This is a genomic window from Polaromonas sp. (genome assembly GCF_035638815.1).
In the GTDB taxonomy this organism is placed as follows: domain Bacteria; phylum Pseudomonadota; class Gammaproteobacteria; order Burkholderiales; family Burkholderiaceae_C; genus Polaromonas.
Window position 1 is genome coordinate 161,605 of record NZ_DASQZG010000003.1, and the last position, 18,742, is coordinate 180,346.

Below are 18,742 nucleotides of genomic sequence, written 5' to 3' on the forward strand. Positions count from 1 at the left end.
AGACAATAGTGACCCTCAGGCGCTTTATGCCGCGTCTCACCCCTGTCCTATTTGTTGACCGTGTCTTCCGTCTCTTCCGCCCCGCCTTCCTACCCCATGACCGCCACCGAGCGGCGCGCCAGCGTGGCGCTTGCCTCGATTTTTGCGCTGCGGATGCTGGGTCTGTTTTTGGTGCTGCCGGTGTTTGCGCTGGAGGCCGCGCGCTACCCGGGTGGTGATGATCCCGCGCGGGTGGGGCTGGCCATGGGCATTTACGGCCTGACGCAGGCCTTGTTCCAAATCCCCTTTGGCATGGCCTCGGATCGTCTGGGCCGCAAGAAAGTGATTGTTTTCGGCCTGCTCGTTTTTGCGCTGGGCAGTTTTGTGGCTACCTGGGCGCCGGACCTGAACTGGCTGATCCTTGGCCGCTCCCTGCAGGGCGCCGGCGCGATATCAGCGGCGGTGACGGCGCTGCTGGCCGACAGCACGCGGGATGAAGTACGTACCAAAGCCATGGCGATGGTGGGCGCCAGCATTGCCCTGATGTTTGCCCTGTCGCTGGTGCTGGCTCCGGCCCTGGCTGCGCGCATCGGTCTGGGCGGCCTGTTCGCATTCACGGGCGCATTGGCCCTGCTAGGCATCGGGGCGGTGATCTGGTGGGTGCCGCCCGAACCGTTGCAGCTGGCACACCGCTCGCGCGGCAGTTTGGCAGAGGTGATTCGGCACGGCCCCCTGCTGCGGCTGGATTTCGGCGTATTTGTCCTGCACGCGGTACAACTCGCCATGTGGGTCGCTCTTCCCGCGCTGCTGGTTCAGGCGGGCCTGGAAAAAAGCCTTCATTGGCAGGTCTACCTGCCCGCAGTGTTGCTGTCATTTGTCGTGATGGGGTTCAGCCTCTTCCCTTTGGAGAAGCGGGGTTATTTGCGAGCGGTTTTCCTGGCTGCCGTCGGACTGATTGCATTAGTGCAAGTTGGTTTGATGGTTCTGGCCGGCGCCTCCGGGGGGCCCAGTCTCGCCGGTTTGGGCGTGCTGCTGTTTCTGTTTTTCTGCGGCTTCAATGTGCTCGAAGCCACCCAACCCAGCCTGGCCTCACGGATAGCGCCAGCGCATTCACGCGGGGCAGCGCTTGGGGTTTTCAACACCTTGCAGTCGCTGGGGTTTTTTGCGGGCGGCGCGCTGGGCGGTTTACTAGTTAAAGTCGCTGGCCCGGAGGTCTTGTTTGCGGCATGCGGCGGCTTGATGATCGTGTGGCTCGTCGTGGCCTGGCCAATGCAGGCGCCGGGGCGGCAGTCAGGCCCAGCCAGTTAAACTGTGAAAAATTAGGAGAACACGCCATGGCATCCGTCAATAAAGTCATCCTCGTCGGCAACCTGGGCCGCGACCCAGAAGTGCGCTACATGCCCAGCGGCGATGCCGTGGCCAATATTGCGCTGGCCACCAGCAGCAAGTACAAAAACAAAGCCGGTGAAATGGTCGAAGAGACCGAGTGGCACCGCATCAGCTTTTTTGGCCGCCAGGCAGAAATCGTAGGCGAGTACCTGAAAAAAGGCCGCTCGGTCTACATCGAAGGCCGGCTCAAAACCCGCAAGTACACCGACAAGGACGGCGTTGAAAAATACGCGACTGACATCATTGCGAGCGAAATGCAAATGCTGGGCAGCCGCGAAGGCATGGGCGGCCCGGGCGGAGACAGCGACGGTGATGGCGGCGGTGAGCGCCAGTATTCGCGCCCGGCGGCAGCGCCCCGCGCCCCAGCACCGGCGCTGGCGCCAAGGGCGGCAGCGCCCACCAAAGCCGCCAGCGGCTTTGACGACATGGACGACGATATTCCGTTCTGACCTGCACGCCGGATGATCCGGCGGCTATGCAAACGGCCCTTGTCTATGGGCGCTTGGCCACCTGCTCATCCCAGATCTTGAATGCCTTGACCATCGCCTGTGCGCTGAGCGGCTGGGCGTGCGGCTGGTTCAGGCCCCAGAGGGTGTATTCCACTCGGCCAAATTCCTTGATGACTTTTTGGCTCTCGGGAGGCGCGAGACTGAAGGGCACATTTTTGATGGCTGGACCGGGATAAAAATACCCTTTGTCATAGGCCTTGGCCTGCTGCTCACGGGTCAACAAATGCGCCATCAGATCAAGCACGACGTTCATGCGCTCAGGGGGCAGACCCTTGGGGACCATCATGTACTGCGCGTCGTTGATCCATGTCATGCCCTTGAAAGCGGCAACCTTGAAGTGCTTGGGCACCACGCCCATCGCCCGGGGGTGGATGTCCCAGCCGGTGGTGGTGACAGTCATGTGTTTGCCGCCAGCGCCCAGGTCTTTCATCAACGCGCCTGTGGTTGACGAATACGCATCGATGCACTTGTCGAGGTCTTTCAGATAGGCCCAGGTGTTTGCCCAGCCATCCACGGGGTCTTTGGGATCCTTGTCGCCCAGCAGGTAGGGCAGACCCATGATGAATGCGCGGCCCGGGCCTGAATTGGCTGGCCGGGCATATGAAAACTTTCCAGGATGGGCCCGGCACCAGACAAGCAGTTCGGATGGTGTGGTCGGGATCTGGGAGACCTTGTCGGGGTTGTATTCAAGGAGAGGGCCGCCAAGTGCGTACACCACGGCAAGACCCTGGCTGGAAGCCAGCTCCTGCATCTTGCGCGATTCCTTGAAATAGTTGTCCATGGCGCTGGGAAACTTTGCCGCGTGCGCAGGTAGCAGCGGGACCCAAAGGCTTTGCTCGATACCCGAGGCCAAAATATCACCTCCACCCAGCACCAGATCGGCATCTGGCTTGCCCGCCAACTGCGCGGTGCGCAGCATGGCCGGTAGTTCGGGCGCGAGCGCTTTGGCCAGGTTGAAAGTCACCTCGGGGTGTTTGTCGCGGTAGGACTCAATCGCGCCTTGAAGCAGGTTGTAGGCCCCGCCAACGTCAACCACCTTGATGGTGATGGCTTGAGCGTTGGCAATCTGGCAGGTTGAAGCCAGAACAAGTGCGGCAAGACAAGCCCTGCGCAAGGGCGAGTGTCCGTGGAGGTTTTTTTTGAGAGCCGTTGTGATGGTCATAAAAGCCTTTCCTGTTTCTGTAAAAAAATCAACCGAAAGTGATGCCGTCACTGGCTCTCCTGCCGTGTGGCTACCAGTTCCACAAGGTGCCGTCGTGTTGCAGGCGGTTCACAGGCAGATAGGCGCGTTTGTAGGGGTACTTCGCGGCAAGTTTTTCGTCGATGTCCACGCCGTGACCGGGCGTTTCGCCGCAATGCATATAGCCCTTGTCAAAGCTGTAGCTGTGCGGAAACACTGCATCGGTTTCTTCGGTGTGGCGCATGTACTCCTGCACACCAAAGTTGGGAACCCAGGTGTCGAAGTGCAGTGCCGCGCCCATGCACACCGGTGACAGATCGGTGGCGCCGTGGCAGCCGGTGCGCACCTGGTACATGGCGGCGAAATCCGCAATACGCCGCAGATGCGTGATGCCCCCGGCATGGACCACTGTGGCGCGTATGTAGTCGATGAGCTGGTTCTGGATCAGGTCCTTGCAGTCCCAGATACTGTTGAAAATCTCGCCCACTGCCAGCGGCGTTGTTGTGTGTTGGCGGATGAGGCGGAAGGCGTCCTGGTTTTCAACAGGCGTCGCGTCCTCGATCCAGAACAGGTGGAAGGGCTCAAGCGATTTGCCCAACCGGCCCGCCTCGATGGGGGTCAGGCGGTGATGCACGTCATGCAGGAGGTGAATGTCTGGCCCCACGGCCTGGCGAACCGCGTCAAACAACTGCGGCGCATGGAGCATGTATTTTTCCGAGCTCCAGTCGTGTTCGCTCGGCAAGTCGGCATCAGCCGGCTCATAAAACATGCTGCCGCGCCCTACGCCGTAAACTTTTTCCAGCCCCGGCACACCGCTTTGCGCACGAATGGCCTGGTAGCCCAGTTCCTTGTAGCGCAGGACCTCCTCCACGGTGTGCGAGATGTCGCTGCCATTGGCATGGCCGTAAACCATCACGCCATTGCGGCTGCGGCCACCCAGCATCTGGTACAGCGGAAGCCCTGCCGCCTTGGATTTGATGTCCCACAGTGCTGTGTCGACGGCTGCGATGGCGCTCATGGTCACCGGCCCGCGGCGCCAGTAGGCGCCTTTGTAGAGGTATTGCCAGATGTCTTCAATCTGGTGCGCGTCGCGGCCGATCAGGCAGGGAATGACGTGTTCAGTCAGATAGCTGACAACGGACATCTCTCGCCCATTCAGCGTGGCGTCGCCGATGCCGGTCAGGCCCTCGTCGGTTTCTATTTTCAATGTGACGAAGTTGCGACCTGGGCAACAAACGATGACGCGAGCGGCGGTGATTTTCATGCGAGCAATTGTTTAAGTGGTTAGACCAATTTAAGGAATTCGGAGATTTCAGTCTGCCTTTTCGGCATTTGAGGACGCATTATGGAAGTTTTGCGGGAAAAAACGCACTAGTGGTAAACCAAAATCCGCAATTTCAGCAAATTGGTCTATAAACTGGTCTACCACTTTTTGATTCCACAAGCTTATGTCATCCTCCATGCCCATCGCGATTGCAGAGTCCGCCCCATCGGTTCAGGAAGAGGGGGCGGGGCCCCTTTCGGAGCTGGCCAACGAAAAAACCTATCAACGGCTGGCTGAGCAAATCCTGTCCCTCATAGCCTCTGGCGAATTCCCGGTTGGCAAGCGCCTCCCGTCTGAACGCAATCTGGCCGACCGCTTTCAGGTGAGTCGCACATCGGTGCGCGAAGCGGTGATTGCGCTGGAAGTGCAAGAAATGGTGGAGGTGCGTGGAGGCTCAGGCATTTACGTGTGCCGCCCTGCCGATAGCGTCAAGCCGGTCTATGTGCCCGACGGTCCTGGCCCTTTCGAGCTGCTGCGCGCACGGCGCCTGCTGGAGGGTGAGATTGCGGCCCAAGCGGCGGAATTGCGCAAAGACATTGATGTGGACCGGATTTACTCAGCGCTGGCAGCCATGCGCGACAACTGCGACGACAAGCGTGCCAACGAAGATGCTGACCGCATGTTTCATGTGCGCATTGCTGAAGCAACCGGCAATGCCGTGCTGGTCAGCATGGTCACGGCCTTGTGGGACCAGTTGCGCGGCCCTATCTGGGCGCGCCTCGAAGAGCACTTTCATACCCCCGATCTGCGAGAGGCCAGTCTGCAGGATCACCAAAAAGTATTCAGCGCCCTGGTCGCACGCGATGCAGCGGGTGCGCGCAACGCCATGCATGCGCATATCGACAGGGTGGTTGGCGAGTTTGTAAAGGGTTGGGCCTGAAGCATTGATGCGTGGCGCAATTTCCGATTTTTTTCAGCGCATGGCCCGCTTGGCCTTGATATTTAAGGAGACATAAAACATGAAGTCAGCTTTATTGAATCTGTCGCGGGTAGCCACCCGCTTTATGGGCGCCGCCGGGCTGGTGACAGTCACTGCGTTGACCAGCTTGCCAGCACAGGCGCAAACCATCAATGTCGTGGACGTGGGCGGCGCGCTGGCCCTGTTGCAGGACGCCATCGAGTCCTACAAGACGGTGAACCCCAACGTGAAGTTCACTTTCACCAAAGCGCCAGCCCCCGAGCTTCCGGGCAAGCTCAAGGCCATGCAGGCAGCCAACCGCACGGACATTGACCTCGTACTGGGTGGCACCGACATTCTGGCTGCGGGCATCCAGCAGAAGCTGTGGAACCGCATGCTGCCAGAGCAGAACGCGAAATTTCCCGGCGTGCTGGACAACTACATTCCTCCAGCCAGAAAAATGCAGGACCTCACCCAGGGGGAAGCACTTGCTGTGGTCTTCATGACCGGTGGGCCCTTTCTTCAGTACAACCCCGACAAGGTGAAACAGCCGCCGACCTCGCCGCAGGAATTGCTCTCATGGTGCAAGGCGAATCCAAACAGGCTGATTTATGCGCGACCTGCCAACTCGGGTCCTGGGCGCACCTTCATCATGGGGCTGCCCTATCTTCTGGGGGACAAGAACCCCAAGGACCCGGTCAATGGCTGGGAAAAAACATGGGTGTTCCTCAAGGCACTCAACACCTGCATCGAGTACTACCCGACCGGCACCGGTGCAGTGATGAAAGAACTCGGGCAAGGCTCGCGTGACATGACGGTTAGCGTGACCGGATGGGACATCAATCCGCGTGCCCTCGGCATTGTTCCGAAGAACTACCAGGTCGCCGCCTTCAAGGACTTCACCTGGATCAACGATACCCAGTACATGATGGTCCCCAAGGGCGTGTCAGCCGACAAGATGCCGGTGGTCCTGGACCTGATGGCTCATTTGCTCAAGCCCGCGCAGCAAGCCCTGACCTGGGACAAAGGCTACTTCTATCCCGGCCCCGCTGTGAAAAACGTGCCCCTCACGATGGCGCCCAAAGAGAGCCAGGACGTGATCAAGGAATTTGGCCGCAGCGAGTATGCCGACTGGACCGCCAAGCGACCACACGCCCAGCCCCTGGATGCAGAAGCCATGGTGAAGGCTTTCAAGATCTGGGACCTCGAAGTGGGCGCGCAAAAATTCAAATGACCTTGAGATCACAGTAAACAAATGAACCCGAACTTTAGTACCCTGAAGCTGCAAAAGGTCACCCGCCGATTTGGCGGTGGGCCTGGCGCAGGAAAAAAAGGCGGCGTGCCCCTGCACGCCGCCCTGGATGGCCTGACACTGGATATCGCGCGGGGTGAATTCATCGCCTTGCTCGGTCCCTCCGGCTGTGGGAAATCCACTGCGCTCAATTGCATCGCCGGCTTGATGGCTCTCTCTGAAGGCCAGATCCTGCTCGATGATGTGCGGCTGGACTTGCTGCCGCCGGAACAGCGTGGTTTTGGAATGATTTTCCAGAACTACGCCCTGTTTCCGCACATGACGGTGGCGAAAAATGTGGGGTTCGGTTTACTGATGCGCGGCACGCCGCAGCGCGAGATTGACCAGAAAGTGGAGAAAGCGCTGGACCTGGTCCAGCTGGGGATGCACAGCCACAAGTTGCCAGGCCAGCTTTCGGGCGGGCAGCAGCAGCGGGTGGCAATCGCCAGGGCCATCGTGATCGAACCGCCGCTCATTCTCATGGATGAACCCCTGTCGAATCTGGACGCCAAGCTGCGCCTTGAGATGCGTACGGAAATACGCCGGATTCACGGTGAACTGGGCCGCACCACTTTGTATGTCACGCACGATCAGGACGAGGCCCTCTCCCTGGCTGACCGGATCGTCGTCATGAAAGACGGCATCGCCCAGCAAATCGATACGCCGCAAATGGTGTACAGCCATCCAACCAATCTGTCTGTTGCACGCTTCATGGGCTATCGCAATGAGCTCAAGGTAGATGTGGTGGAGCAGGGCAACGGTCTTGCGACGCTGAAGGGGCCGGGTGTGTCGCTCTCAGGCACGGCACATGGAAAACTCGCTGCCAGGGCTATCGCCTCCATGCGGCCAGACGATTTTTCGATCGTTGCTGAAGGATCGCATGCCACGAATACCCTCACTGCAATGGTCGAATCGGTCGAGTATTACGGTCGCGAGACCTTGTTCATGCTGCGCACCATGGACCACTCACAACTCTTCGTCAGGGCACAGGGGAGCACCAGGGTGGGTGAAGCCATGACAGTCGCGATTGCGCCGGAGCGCGTGCTGGTTTATCCAGCGGAGCAGGCATCATGATGCAAAACACGGCGCTCATGCCCGGCTCGCGCTGGAAGGACCCGGCATTCTGGATGCTGGCCCCGGCCACGCTGTTCATCCTGCTGGTGTTTGTTTATCCCTTTGTTGATGGGCTGATTCTGTCATTTCGGCCCATGAATGGCGGCGGCGCCTTAGCCAACTACATCACGTTCTTCACCGACCCCCATCTGTGGAAAACCATCGGCACGACCATGAGCCTGGCGCTGCCAGCTACCCTGATCAATGTCGGCATCGCCGTGCCGCTGGCCTATCGGCTGCGCCACAAGACCCGTTACCAGAAGATTGCCACCACCATCATGACCATCCCCCTGACGCTGGGCACGGTGCTGATTGCGCAAGGCATGCTCAGCTACTTTGGTCCCAACGGCTGGTTCTCCCAACTCGTGCAGGCTCTCCATTTGTACGACGGGCCGGTGCGGCTGACGCACAACTACTGGGGTGTGTTGATTTCGCTGGTCATCTCCGGATTTCCGTTTGTCTTTTTGCTGGTGCTGTCGTACATCACCGGCATTGATCCCGGCCTGCCACGCGCCGCAGCGACGCTGGGCGCAAATCCTTACCGGCAATTCAGGCACATCATTTTCCCTTTGCTGTTGCCGGGGCTTGCCATGTCTTTCTGTCTGTCGTTTGTGCAAGCCTTCTCGGTATTCCCGTCCGCCGTCCTGCTAGGGTCGCCCGCCGGGCCGACGCGGGTCATCTCGATCGCCGCCTACGAGGCCGCTTTTGAAAACTACGACTACTCCATGGCTTCGGCCATTGCGATGATCATGGGCGTGGTGCAGCTTGGTGTGGTCGTGGTCGTGCTGGGCGCACGCAGGCTCGCCTACCGTGGTCCCGTGACAGGAGGAAAAGGATGAGCGCGCCTTCAACTTCCCCCGCCGGCACCTCGCTGACGCCGGCATCCCATAAATTGACAGGCAACTGGGGCAGCCGCGTCTGGAACGCCACGGTCATCGGGGTGATGACTTTCTTCCTGCTGAACGTCGCGTTGATCATCGCCTCGGTGGCAACCAGCTCCTTCGGCAAGCGGTGGTTCAACACATGGCTCCCTGAGGGCTTCACCATCAACTGGTACCTTGCGGCCTGGAAGGAGTTTCAGCTTGGTGACGTTCTGATCGTGACCGTGCAAATCGTGCTGGCGGTCGTGGTGCTTGCAGTCCTCATTGGTGTGCCTGCTGCCTACGCTTTGGCACGCCGCGAGTTTCCGGGCAAGCGTATTTTGCTGGGCCTGTTCCTGCTGCCGCTGATGATTCCGCCCATCACCTACGGTATTCCCTTGGCCACCGTGATGTACCAGCTCAATCTGGCGGGCACGCTGACCGGCGTGATCATTGCCAATTTGCTACCGGCGCTGCCATTTGTGATTCTGGTGATGACGCCCTTTATCGAGCAGATCGACTCGAACCTGGAGTCTGCTGCGCGTGTCTTTGGCGCGAAAAGCGGACAGGTGTTTCGTTATGTGCTGGTACCGCTGCTGATGCCCGGAATTCTCGCCGCTTCACTGCTGGTGCTGGTGCGAACCATTTCCATGTTCGAGCTGACCTTCCTGACCGGCGGGCCAAGTACACAAACACTGGTGGTGGCCTTGTATTACGCGGTGTTTGCAGCCGGGGTTAGGGCTCCGCAGTCCATTGATGCGATGGCGATTGTCTACATGGCGGTCACACTGACCTGGCTGCTGATTGCCATGCGTTTTGTCAGCCCGACGCAACTCGTGTCGCGGGTAAAAGAGCATCCGCAATGACCCAGACGCAGAACCCCGTCATGCAGAAAGAGACGGAAACCCGCGCCTGGCTGCTGCAACATGTCTGCCCCTTCTGGTTTGAACGCGTGATGGACCCAGCAGGCGGGTTTTATGAAGGGCTGGACGCTGCGTCCAAGCCCGTTCTATCACCCGAGCGAACCATACTGAACCAGGCCCGGCTGACTTATGTTGCAAGCCACGCTTTCCTGCTGGGCGGCGGCGCGCCCATGCGAGCGGCTGCCGAGCATGGTCTGGCTTTTCTGGAATTGGCATGCAAAGAGAAGGGCTCTTCGGCCGGCTGGCCAAAAAGGCTTTCAGTTGACGGCACAGCGCTGGATGGCACGCGTGATGCGTACGACCACGCGTTCATCATTTTTGCGATGGCGTGGCATTACCGCGCCACCGCGAACCCGAAAGCGCTGGCGCTGGCCAACGACGCACTTGGTTTCATGAAGCGCTTTCTGGCCGACGGTGCAAAGGGCGGTTACTTTGAGGAGTACCCCGACACCGGCAAATTGCCCCGCAGGCAGAACCCGCACATGCATCTGCTGGAAGCAGTCCTGGCCATGTACGAATCAACCCGCGACGCGGGATGGCTGAATGAGGCCGGGCTTCTGGTGCGTCTGTTTCTTGACAAACTGACCGATCCGCAAACGGGCGCGGTGGTCGAGTACTTCAAGAAGGACTGGACGGTGGCCGATGGCGCCGCGGGATCCCTGCGCGAGCCGGGACATCAGTTCGAGTGGGTGTGGCTGCTTGGACAATACATGCAGCTGGCAGACGACAAAACCCTGACGAAGCAGGTGGAGCGGCTCTTTTCCTTTGGCCGCGATTTCGGCATTGACCACCCGGACAAGCTGGGCGGTGCTGTATTTGACGGCGTGGATGCAGGTGGCAAGCTCGTCGCAGATACCAAGCTCTTTTGGCCGCAGACCGAATACATCAAAGCCTGCTGTTACATGGCGCACAGCACGGGAGACAGGAAATGGGCAGAGGCCGCAAGGGCGCACACCCGGCTTTTGCGGACGCATTACTTCAAGGCCGATGGCGCCAACTGGTGCAACCAGCTGTCCCGCAATGGCGACGCGGTGGTAGATGTCACGCCTTCTCGGGTGCTTTACCACCTGTTTCTGGCCATGGCTGAGTTGCTGTGTTTAGAGGACCAAGCGTGACGGCGAAATTGAACGCAACTGCAGTCCTGACCATTTCATCGCCCGGCGTGGCCGTATTTGACTACCCGCGGCCCGTCCAGCCGGGTGTGGTTCATCTGGGGCTTGGAGCATTTCATCGCGCACATCAGGCGCTCGTCTTTGACGGGCTCCTGCAAAGTGGTGACCCGCGCTGGGGCGTTCTGGGCGTGGCCATGCGATCGACTGCCGTGGCCGACACCCTGAAAGAACAGGACGGTCTTTACTCAGTGCAGTTGAGCAGCGCGGGCAAAACACGGTGCCAGATCGTGGGCTCCATCGTGCAGACTTGCGTTGCCGCGCGTGAGCCTGAACAAGTGACGGCTGCCATTGCTGCTGCATCCACCCGCTGGATCACCCTGACCGTGACTGAAAAAGGTTACACGGCAGAGCTGGCCGGTTTGCTGTTGAAGGGGCTGGCGCAGCGCCGTGTGGAAGGGCACGCCGGGCTGACCATTGCGTCCTGCGACAACCTGAGCGGCAACGGCGACAAGCTCAAGGCACTGTGCCTGCAGGCTGCGGGGGACGAGGGATTGAGGCGGTGGATCTCGGACCGATGCACTTTCCCCAACAGCATGGTGGATCGCATCGTGCCCGCTGCAACGCCCGCCTGCAGCGCTGCTGCCAACGCCGTGCTGGGCGTGGCAGACGAGGGGGCTCTGGCAACCGAAGAATTCTGGGAATGGGTCATCGAGGAAAATTTTGCGGATCCCGAGGACGCAGCGGTGCTGCGTGGCGCTGGTGTCAATGTGGTTGCCTCGGTCAAACCGTTTGAAGACGCCAAGCTCCGCATGCTCAACGGCAGCCATTCGGCCATTGCCTGTATCGGGGCGGTGCTAGGCTTGCCGACGGTGTTCGACTGCGTGGCCCAGCCGGAGATTCGCGCATTCATCCACGCCCTGATGACCGAAGAAATCATCCCCGGAATCGCGCGGCCTGATGCCCCGGCTTATCGTGACGCGCTGCTCGAGCGATTCGCAAATCCCGCGCTGAATCACAGCGTGCATCAAATCGCCACCGATTCATCCAAAAAGATTCCGCAGCGCTGGGTGCCAGCTGCTCAATCCCAACTGGACTGTGGGGGGAGCGTGGACCGCCTGGCACTGGCCGCCGCCGCGTGGATGAACTACTGCCGTGGCGAAGAGGAGGGTGGAGCAACGTTTGCGTTGAACGATCCGCAGGCAGCGAACCTGCAGGCGCTGGCCACGCAGTACAAGGGCAATGCGGCGCAAACCGCGGGCGTGATGCTTGACTTGCCAGGGATCTGGGGCGAGAGCCTGAGCTGCGATACGCGATGGCGCGTGCGCGTCAAGCATGGCTTGAGCCGCATTCAGGCCCTTGGTCTGCGGGGCGCTCTCGCCGAAATCAACATCGTGTAGTCTCCCGGACTTCAACCCCCTTACGATCCTGCGATTTGGAACCAGACATGACCGACCGACTGGATGTTGTTACTTTCGGCGAAGCGATGATGCTTCTGGTTGCCGACCGCCCCGGTCCGCTGGAGCATTCGGAAACTTTTTCACGCCGCACGGCGGGCGCTGAGACGAATGTAGCCATCGGGCTGTCTCGCCTGGGGCTGCAGGTCGGCTGGGCCAGCCGGTTGGGCGCTGATTCCATGGGGCGCTACCTGTTGGCAGCCATGGCGGCAGAAGGCATTGACTGCTCGCACGTGCGCTGCGACGCGGGGCAAAAAACCGGCTTCATGTTCAAGGGCAAGGTCACGGATGGCAGTGACCCGCCGGTTGAATACCATCGTCAGGGTTCCGCCGCGAGCCACATGGGTGTGGAGGACATCGACCAGGCGTGGATGTTATCGGCGCGCCATTTGCATGCCACGGGCGTGTTTGCCGCGATCTCGCCTTCCGCGCTGGAGGTGGCACGGGCATCGATGGATCTGATGCGCCACGCCGGCCGGACGGTGTCTTTTGATCCCAATCTGCGCCCCACGCTGTGGCAAAGCGCCGAGGTCATGCGCCAAACCATCAATGATCTGGCCGCGCGCGCCGACTGGGTGTTGCCGGGCATGGAAGAAGGACGCTTGCTCACCGGTCAAAACACGGCCGAAGGCATTGCTGCTTTTTACCGCAAGCTGGGTGCCAAGTTGGTGGTGGTCAAGCTGGGAGCGCAGGGCGCTTACTTTGATGGTGAAGGCGGCAGCGGACATGTGGATGCTTTCCCCGTTGCCAGGGTCGTTGACACGGTTGGCGCAGGCGACGGTTTTGCAGCGGGGCTGGTCAGTGCCTTGCTGGAAGGCTGCACAGTGGTGGACGCGGTGCGCCGGGCAGCCTGGGTGGGAGCCTGCGCCGTGCAGGTTGCCGGCGACAGCGAGGGCCTGCCGACACGCAAGCAGCGAATTGCTGCCGGCTTGTAGGGCGCACTTTGCTATCTAATTCGTAGCAAACTATTGCCGTCATTAACGGGCGGGTCGCCTGTTTGGCTAGTAATTTCCAGCTGACGGCTGCTTCAGGGCAATGCGGGCGTGTTACTGGCGGCAATCACACCGCCACCCAGGCACACTTCGCCGTCGTACACCACCGCAGACTGGCCCGGCGTCACGGCCCATTGGGGTGACGAAAACAGCAGCTCGCAGTGGGTCGCGTCCGCGCTGTGCAACTCGCAGGGCGCATCCGCCTGACGGTAGCGGGTTTTGGCGGCCAACATGCCAGCGTCGGGCGGCACGCCTGCGACCCAACTGCAGTCCTGCGTCTGCAGCACGGTGGATTGCAGCCACGGGTGGTCATGGCCTTGTACGGCCCACAGGGTGTTGCTCCCCATGTCTTTGCGCGCCACAAACCACGGCTCGTGTTCACCCACGCCGCGCTGGCCCAACGCTTGCACCGCCTTGAGTTCAGCCCCACGCGCTTTCACGCCGCCTATGCCCAGACCCTGACGCTGGCCCAGGGTGTAAAAGCTCAGGCCCACGTGTTCGCCGATGACGCGCCCCTTGTCGTTTTTGATCGGGCCCGGCGCCTTGGCGATGTAGCGGTTCAAAAACTCCCGGAAAGGCCGCTCGCCGATGAAGCAGATACCGGTCGAGTCTTTTTTCTTGGCGTTGGGCAGGCCAATTTCATCTGCAATGCGTCGCACCTCGATCTTGTGCAACTCGCCAACCGGGAACAATGTTTTTGACAACTGCGCCTGGTTCAGCCGGTGCAAAAAATAACTTTGGTCTTTGGATGGGTCCAGACCTTTGAGCAACTCGTGTTTGCCTGTGCCTTCGTTGAGGCGTACGCGGGCGTAGTGACCGGTTGCAATTTTTTCGGCGCCCAAGCGCATCGCGTGGTCCAGAAAAGCCTTGAACTTGATCTCGGCGTTGCACAGGATGTCGGGGTTGGGCGTGCGGCCCGCCTGGTACTCGCGCAAAAATTCCGCAAACACGCGGTCTTTGTAGTCGGCGGCAAAGTTGACGTGTTCGATTTCGATGCCAATCACGTCGGCCACGGCAGCGGCGTCTACAAAGTCGATGTTGGACGAGCAGAACTCGCTGTCGTCATCATCTTCCCAGTTTTTCATGAAGATGCCAATGACCTCATGCCCCTGCTGTTTCAGCAGGTGCGCGGTCACCGCAGAGTCTACGCCTCCGCTCAGGCCGACGACGACGCGTTGCTTGTGCATCGCAGCATTTTAAATGGGCGGGGGATTCCGGCGCGGCTCAGGGCTTTGGCTGGAATACGCTCACAGAAGTGGTGATCAGCTCCAGCGGGTAACGTTTACCAGACAGATAGTCCTCCATGCAGGTCAGCAGCAGGGGGCTGCGGTGCAGGCTCACGCTGGCTCTGACCTCATCGGCGCTCAGCCACAACGTGCGCACAATGCCGGTGTCAAGCGCCTGCCCCACCACCTGCTCACCCAGCACGCCGCTAAAAGCAAAACGAAGGTAGGTAATGTCCGTCGGGTTTTCCGGCTCAGGTCCCGGCCGCTCAAAACGCGACAGGTAAATGCCCACCAGCGCATCGGGGGCGAAGTGAAACGCGGTTTCCTCCAGCGTTTCGCGCGCACAGGCCTGAGCCGGACTTTCGCCCGGGTCCAGGTGACCGGCAGGGTTGTTCAGCCGCAGGCCTTCGGGCGTGTGTTCTTCCACCAGCAAGAATTTGCCATCGCGCTCAATGATGGCGGCGACGGTGACACTGGGTTTCCAACGGCTGTTCATGCTGAGATTGTCGTGTCCAGAGCCCGGGCCGAAAAGCCCTCAGCAAAACTGTCACGCAGATGTTTGACTAAACACTGCACGGCCTTGGACACCTGGGCGGACCAGGGTCGCAGCGCATAAAGACGCTCGCCAAAAAATCCCTGCACCTGCCAGTCGGGCAGGACAGGAACAAGCCGGCGCTGCTTCTTGTCTTTCCGGCTGCCCACCAGACTGAAATCGGGCAGCAGTCCGATGCCCAGGCCGGAAAGAAGCGCGTCGCGCAGTACTTCGCTGTTGTTGGCGCGTAGCGAACCGGTGATGTTCACCCCCACCCGCTCAGCGGTTTTGCGTTTGGTGTTGCGAACAAAAGTCCAGTTTCCCGCATGATTTCCTAGGTACAGCAGGCAATCGTGCGCGGTCAGTTCTGACGGGTGGGCAGGCACGCCGCGCCTCTTCAGGTAATGAGGGCTGGCCAGCAGGATGGAGCGGGTTTCACACAGCGTCCATGCCACATGGGTTTCCGGCGGCGTGCTGGTGTGGCGTATGGCCAGATCAAACCCCTCGTTGGCCAGGTTCACAAAACGGTCAGTCAGCTCCAGCTCAATCTGGATCTCCGGAAACAGCTGCAAAAAGCTTGCGATGCACGGCGCCAGGTGTTGCCGACCCAGTGCTACAGGTGCGGTCACGCGTATCAGTCCGCGGGGGGTGCCAACCAAATCCCGTGCGCCGTTGTAACTTTCGCTGATGCGGTCAAACGCCGGCAACATGCCATTGACCATTTGCTGGCCCGCCTCGGTCAGGCCCACGGAGCGGGTGGTGCGCCTCACCAGCGTGACGCCGGCTGCGCGCTCCAGCTCGCTGATGCGCATGCTGGCAGAAGCTTTGGACACGCCCAGACGCCGCGCCGCCTCGGTGAAGCTTTTTGTGCTGGCCAGCACTGTCAACAGGTGAAGGTCAGCAATCAGTGGTGAGAGTTGGTCTGAAGACATGAAGACAAGCTATTTGCTTATTGTTCAAATATTTGAACAATGTAATCACAAATAACGGGATTATCAAATCGGCGGCTGCGCCCTAGACTTCACAGCCTGTGGGCATCCATCGGCCCGGCTCCAGTCACCTGTACCAAAGGATTCCTCATGTCTTCACCCACTCCCATAGGCCACCATGTCAACGGCCACGCCGTGCCCGGCAGCGCCGGCCGTGCGCAAGATGTGTTTAACCCTGCCACTGGCGCTGTCACCGGCCATGTCGCCCTTGGCAACGTGGCTGATGTGGATGCAGCCGTTGCCGCTGCACAGACAGCCTTTCCGGCTTGGGCCGACACGCCGCCCATTCGGCGCGCGCGGGTGCTGTTCAAGTTTCTGGAGTTGCTCAACCTTCACAAGGACAAGCTGGCGCACATGATCACTGCCGAGCACGGCAAGGTGTTTACCGACGCGCAGGGCGAGGTGTCGCGCGGCATTGACATCGTGGAATTTGCCTGCGGCATTCCGCAATTGCTCAAGGGCGACTTCACCGACCAGGTCAGCACCGGCATTGACAACTGGACACTTCGTCAGCCCCTGGGTGTGGTGGCCGGCATCACCCCTTTCAACTTTCCGGTCATGGTGCCAATGTGGATGTTTCCAGTGGCCATCGCTGCTGGCAACTGCTTTGTACTCAAGCCCAGCCCGATTGACCCCAGCCCCAGTCTCTTCATGGCCGAGCTGCTCAAGCAAGCCGGCTTGCCGGATGGGGTTTTCAACGTGGTGCAGGGCGACAAAGAGGCGGTGGATGCCTTGCTGGTTCATCCGGACGTGAAGGCAGTGTCCTTTGTCGGCTCCACCCCGATTGCCAACTACATCTATGAAACCGGCGCCCACCACGGCAAACGCGTGCAGGCCCTGGGCGGCGCGAAAAACCACATGGTGGTCATGCCCGATGCAGATCTGGAGCAGGCCGTCGATGCGCTGATTGGGGCTGGCTATGGCTCAGCCGGTGAGCGCTGCATGGCGATTTCAGTAGCAGTGCTGGTTGGCAATGTGGCCGACAAGCTGGTCCCCATGCTGCAGGCGCGCGCGAAAACACTGGTGGTCAAGGACGGTGTGCATCTGGATGCAGAAATGGGCCCCATCGTCACTGCTGTCGCGCACAGCCGCATCACCGGTTATATCGATACAGGTGTGAAAGAGGGAGCAAAGCTGCTGGTGGATGGCCGCACCTTCACGGGTGCTGAGGCGGGCAAGGGTTGCGAGAAGGGCTTTTGGATGGGCGGCACGCTGTTTGACCACGTGACGCCCGATATGCGCATCTACAAAGAGGAAATCTTTGGCCCGGTGCTGGGCTGCGTGCGGGTGAAGGACTTTGCCGAGGCAGTGGAGCTGATCAACGCACACGAGTTTGGCAACGGCGTCAGCTGCTTCACGCGCGACGGCAACGTGGCGCGGGAGTTTTCGCGCCGCATCCAGGTGGGCATGGTGGGCATCAATGTGCCGATTCCCGTGCCTATGGCCTGGCACGGCTTTGGCGGCTGGAAGAAGAGTCTTTTTGGCGACATGCATGCCTATGGCGAAGAAGGTGTGCGCTTTTACACCAGGCAAAAATCCATCATGCAGCGCTGGCCAGAGAGCATTGGCAAGGGTGCTGAGTTTGTGATGCCGACTGCCAAATAAGCTGCCTGCATGGGGTAATCCCGTAGGTTTGGGCGCCGTGGTCGAGGTGCTGGGCGACTGCCCTGGACGCCCCAAACTCTAGAGCCAAGTGACAAAAATTACCAAATTTCTCATGTAAGCTCCACGACAGCTACAAATCTGCCGGCTCGCCCGGCGCAGATGACCTAGACCCACACAAGACCAATGCTTTGAGGAGAGACCCATGCTGATTGGGGTGCCCGCAGAAATCATGGACGGCGAAACGCGCGTCGCCATCACGCCCGAAACCGCCAAAAAGCTAAAAGCTCAAGGCCACACCATTCGTGTGCAGTCCGGAGCAGGCGTCGCAGCCAGCGTTCCTGACGATGCCTACACCGCCGTCGGCGCCGAGATCACCGATGCAGCCGGTGCCTACGCCGCAGACATCGTGCTAAAGGTACGGTGTCCGTTGGACAGCGAGATCGGGCTTGCCAAGTCCGGCGGCGTGCTGGTCGGCATGCTCAACCCCTTTGATGCCATCGGCCTGCAGCGCTTGGCTGCTGCGCAACTGACCGCCTTTGCGCTGGAAGCCGCCCCGCGTACCAGCCGTGCACAAAGCATGGACGTCCTCTCGTCCCAAGCCAACATCGCGGGCTACAAGGCCGTGATGATGGCCGCAGAAAAATACCAGCGCTTTTTCCCAATGTTGATGACGGCTGCCGGCACGGTTAAAGCCGCGCGTGTGGTGATTCTGGGCGTCGGTGTCGCCGGCCTGCAAGCCATCGCTACGGCCAAGCGGCTGGGCGCGGTGATTGAAGCCAGCGATGTGCGTCCCAGCGTGAAAGAGCAGGTTGAGTCGCTGGGCGGCAAGTTTATTGATGTGGCCTACGAGACCGACGAAGAGCGCGAAGCCGCCGTCGGCGTTGGCGGTTATGCCAAGCCCATGCCACCAAGCTGGCTGGAGCGCCAAAAGGCCGAGGTTGCCAAACGTGTCGCCCTGGCGGACATCGTCATCACCACCGCCCTGATTCCCGGTCGTGCAGCGCCCGTACTGGTCACCGAAGACATGGTCAAGGCCATGAAACCCGGCAGCGTGATTGTTGATCTGGCCGCGCCTCAGGGTGGCAACTGCCCGCTGACCGAGCCTGGCAAAACCGTGGTCAAGCACGGCGTGACCCTGATTGGTGAGACCAATGTGGCCTCGCTCGTCGCCGCAGACGCCAGCGCGCTCTATGCACGCAACCTGCTGGACTTCCTCAAGCTGATCATCAGCAAGGAAGGCGCGCTCAACATCGACATGGCTGACGACATCGTGGCGGCTTGCTTGATGACGCAGGGCGGCGAAGTCAAACGCAAATAGGTTCTCGCGAATTCGCCGAGATTAGTTGTTCAGGAGCGGCAGGCAGTG

The 18,742-nt window shown here is 60.2% G+C and carries 17 protein-coding genes; 12 read left to right on the forward strand and 5 right to left on the reverse strand.

Annotated elements, in window-relative coordinates:
• Positions 1-96: 96 nt before the first annotated feature.
• Positions 97-1,287, forward strand: coding sequence for an MFS transporter (locus VE934_RS01565; protein ID WP_324883703.1), 1,191 nt, complete (start codon positions 97-99; stop codon positions 1,285-1,287).
• Positions 1,288-1,313: 26 nt separating this feature from the next.
• Entirely contained in the window at positions 1,314-1,817 is a 504-nt protein-coding gene (ssb, locus tag VE934_RS01570) for a single-stranded DNA-binding protein (RefSeq protein WP_324883632.1), read from the forward strand.
• Positions 1,818-1,860: 43 nt separating this feature from the next.
• On the opposite strand, the gene VE934_RS01575 is transcribed toward ssb, so the two are convergent.
• On the reverse strand, positions 1,861-3,039 hold the full coding sequence (locus tag VE934_RS01575; RefSeq protein ID WP_324883634.1) for an extracellular solute-binding protein: 1,179 nt from the start codon (positions 3,037-3,039) through the stop codon (positions 1,861-1,863).
• A gap of 70 nt (positions 3,040-3,109) precedes the next feature.
• Complete coding sequence (gene manD, locus VE934_RS01580) at positions 3,110-4,321, reverse strand: D-mannonate dehydratase ManD (RefSeq protein WP_324883636.1); 1,212 nt, start codon at positions 4,319-4,321, stop codon at positions 3,110-3,112.
• A gap of 196 nt (positions 4,322-4,517) precedes the next feature.
• Between manD and VE934_RS01585 the strand changes: the two genes are divergently transcribed.
• The 8 genes from VE934_RS01585 to VE934_RS01620 all read left to right on the forward strand — a co-directional run bounded on the left by VE934_RS01585 (position 4,518) and on the right by VE934_RS01620 (position 12,967).
• Positions 4,518-5,261, forward strand: a complete 744-nt coding sequence (locus tag VE934_RS01585; protein WP_414693795.1) for a FadR/GntR family transcriptional regulator — start codon at positions 4,518-4,520, stop codon at positions 5,259-5,261.
• Positions 5,262-5,340: 79 nt separating this feature from the next.
• Entirely contained in the window at positions 5,341-6,513 is a 1,173-nt protein-coding gene (locus VE934_RS01590; RefSeq protein WP_414693791.1) for an extracellular solute-binding protein, read from the forward strand.
• Positions 6,514-6,534: 21 nt separating this feature from the next.
• Positions 6,535-7,644 carry an ABC transporter ATP-binding protein gene (locus tag VE934_RS01595; protein WP_324883640.1) on the forward strand — a complete coding sequence of 370 codons (1,110 nt, stop codon included), beginning with the start codon at positions 6,535-6,537 and terminating at the stop codon, positions 7,642-7,644.
• Positions 7,641-8,522, forward strand: coding sequence for a sugar ABC transporter permease (locus VE934_RS01600; RefSeq protein ID WP_324883642.1), 882 nt, complete (start codon positions 7,641-7,643; stop codon positions 8,520-8,522). Before VE934_RS01595 ends, VE934_RS01600 begins: the two co-directional genes overlap by 4 nt.
• A gap of 104 nt (positions 8,523-8,626) precedes the next feature.
• Entirely contained in the window at positions 8,627-9,409 is a 783-nt protein-coding gene (locus VE934_RS01605; RefSeq protein ID WP_324883707.1) for an ABC transporter permease, read from the forward strand.
• A complete protein-coding gene (locus VE934_RS01610; protein WP_324883644.1) occupies positions 9,406-10,581 on the forward strand; it encodes an AGE family epimerase/isomerase in 1,176 nt (391 codons plus the stop codon). Before VE934_RS01605 ends, VE934_RS01610 begins: the two co-directional genes overlap by 4 nt.
• Positions 10,578-11,975, forward strand: coding sequence for a mannitol dehydrogenase family protein (locus VE934_RS01615; RefSeq protein WP_324883646.1), 1,398 nt, complete (start codon positions 10,578-10,580; stop codon positions 11,973-11,975). Before VE934_RS01610 ends, VE934_RS01615 begins: the two co-directional genes overlap by 4 nt.
• A 47-nt stretch (positions 11,976-12,022) precedes the next feature.
• The gene (locus VE934_RS01620; RefSeq protein ID WP_324883648.1) at positions 12,023-12,967 is read left to right on the forward strand and encodes a sugar kinase; all 945 of its coding nucleotides are present in this window, start codon (positions 12,023-12,025) and stop codon (positions 12,965-12,967) included.
• 92 nt (positions 12,968-13,059) lie between these two features.
• On the opposite strand, the gene mnmA is transcribed toward VE934_RS01620, so the two are convergent.
• From mnmA to VE934_RS01635, 3 genes are read right to left on the reverse strand one after another with little or no spacing between them, the layout of a single operon-like run.
• Positions 13,060-14,211, reverse strand: a complete 1,152-nt coding sequence (mnmA, locus tag VE934_RS01625; RefSeq protein ID WP_324883650.1) for a tRNA 2-thiouridine(34) synthase MnmA — start codon at positions 14,209-14,211, stop codon at positions 13,060-13,062.
• Between the two features lie 37 nt (positions 14,212-14,248).
• Positions 14,249-14,746, reverse strand: a complete 498-nt coding sequence (locus tag VE934_RS01630) for an NUDIX hydrolase (protein ID WP_324883652.1) — start codon at positions 14,744-14,746, stop codon at positions 14,249-14,251.
• Complete coding sequence (locus VE934_RS01635) at positions 14,743-15,714, reverse strand: LysR family transcriptional regulator (protein ID WP_324883654.1); 972 nt, start codon at positions 15,712-15,714, stop codon at positions 14,743-14,745. The genes VE934_RS01630 and VE934_RS01635 overlap by 4 nt, the downstream gene beginning before the upstream one ends.
• Positions 15,715-15,861: 147 nt before the next feature.
• Here VE934_RS01635 and VE934_RS01640 point away from each other — a divergent pair, with 147 nt between their 5' ends.
• Positions 15,862-17,376: a CoA-acylating methylmalonate-semialdehyde dehydrogenase gene (locus VE934_RS01640; protein WP_324883656.1), complete on the forward strand. Its 1,515-nt coding sequence runs from the start codon at positions 15,862-15,864 to the stop codon at positions 17,374-17,376.
• Positions 17,377-17,578: 202 nt separating this feature from the next.
• Positions 17,579-18,694 carry a Re/Si-specific NAD(P)(+) transhydrogenase subunit alpha gene (locus VE934_RS01645; RefSeq protein WP_324883657.1) on the forward strand — a complete coding sequence of 372 codons (1,116 nt, stop codon included), beginning with the start codon at positions 17,579-17,581 and terminating at the stop codon, positions 18,692-18,694.
• Positions 18,695-18,742 lie beyond the last annotated feature (48 nt).

Coding starts and splice junctions, on each gene's coding strand:
- VE934_RS01575 (WP_324883634.1), bottom strand. CDS start 3,039: ATGACCATCACAACGGCTCTCAAAAAAAACCTCCACGGACACTCGCCC.
- manD (WP_324883636.1), bottom strand. CDS start 4,321: ATGAAAATCACCGCCGCTCGCGTCATCGTTTGTTGCCCAGGTCGCAAC.
- ssb (WP_324883632.1), top strand. CDS start 1,314: ATGGCATCCGTCAATAAAGTCATCCTCGTCGGCAACCTGGGCCGCGAC.
- VE934_RS01640 (WP_324883656.1), top strand. CDS start 15,862: ATGTCTTCACCCACTCCCATAGGCCACCATGTCAACGGCCACGCCGTG.
- VE934_RS01630 (WP_324883652.1), bottom strand. CDS start 14,746: ATGAACAGCCGTTGGAAACCCAGTGTCACCGTCGCCGCCATCATTGAG.
- VE934_RS01635 (WP_324883654.1), bottom strand. CDS start 15,714: ATGTCTTCAGACCAACTCTCACCACTGATTGCTGACCTTCACCTGTTG.
- VE934_RS01645 (WP_324883657.1), top strand. CDS start 17,579: ATGCTGATTGGGGTGCCCGCAGAAATCATGGACGGCGAAACGCGCGTC.
- VE934_RS01610 (WP_324883644.1), top strand. CDS start 9,406: ATGACCCAGACGCAGAACCCCGTCATGCAGAAAGAGACGGAAACCCGC.
- VE934_RS01605 (WP_324883707.1), top strand. CDS start 8,627: ATGACTTTCTTCCTGCTGAACGTCGCGTTGATCATCGCCTCGGTGGCA.
- VE934_RS01590 (WP_414693791.1), top strand. CDS start 5,341: ATGAAGTCAGCTTTATTGAATCTGTCGCGGGTAGCCACCCGCTTTATG.
- VE934_RS01595 (WP_324883640.1), top strand. CDS start 6,535: ATGAACCCGAACTTTAGTACCCTGAAGCTGCAAAAGGTCACCCGCCGA.
- VE934_RS01565 (WP_324883703.1), top strand. CDS start 97: ATGACCGCCACCGAGCGGCGCGCCAGCGTGGCGCTTGCCTCGATTTTT.
- VE934_RS01600 (WP_324883642.1), top strand. CDS start 7,641: ATGATGCAAAACACGGCGCTCATGCCCGGCTCGCGCTGGAAGGACCCG.
- VE934_RS01620 (WP_324883648.1), top strand. CDS start 12,023: ATGACCGACCGACTGGATGTTGTTACTTTCGGCGAAGCGATGATGCTT.
- VE934_RS01585 (WP_414693795.1), top strand. CDS start 4,518: ATGCCCATCGCGATTGCAGAGTCCGCCCCATCGGTTCAGGAAGAGGGG.
- mnmA (WP_324883650.1), bottom strand. CDS start 14,211: ATGCACAAGCAACGCGTCGTCGTCGGCCTGAGCGGAGGCGTAGACTCT.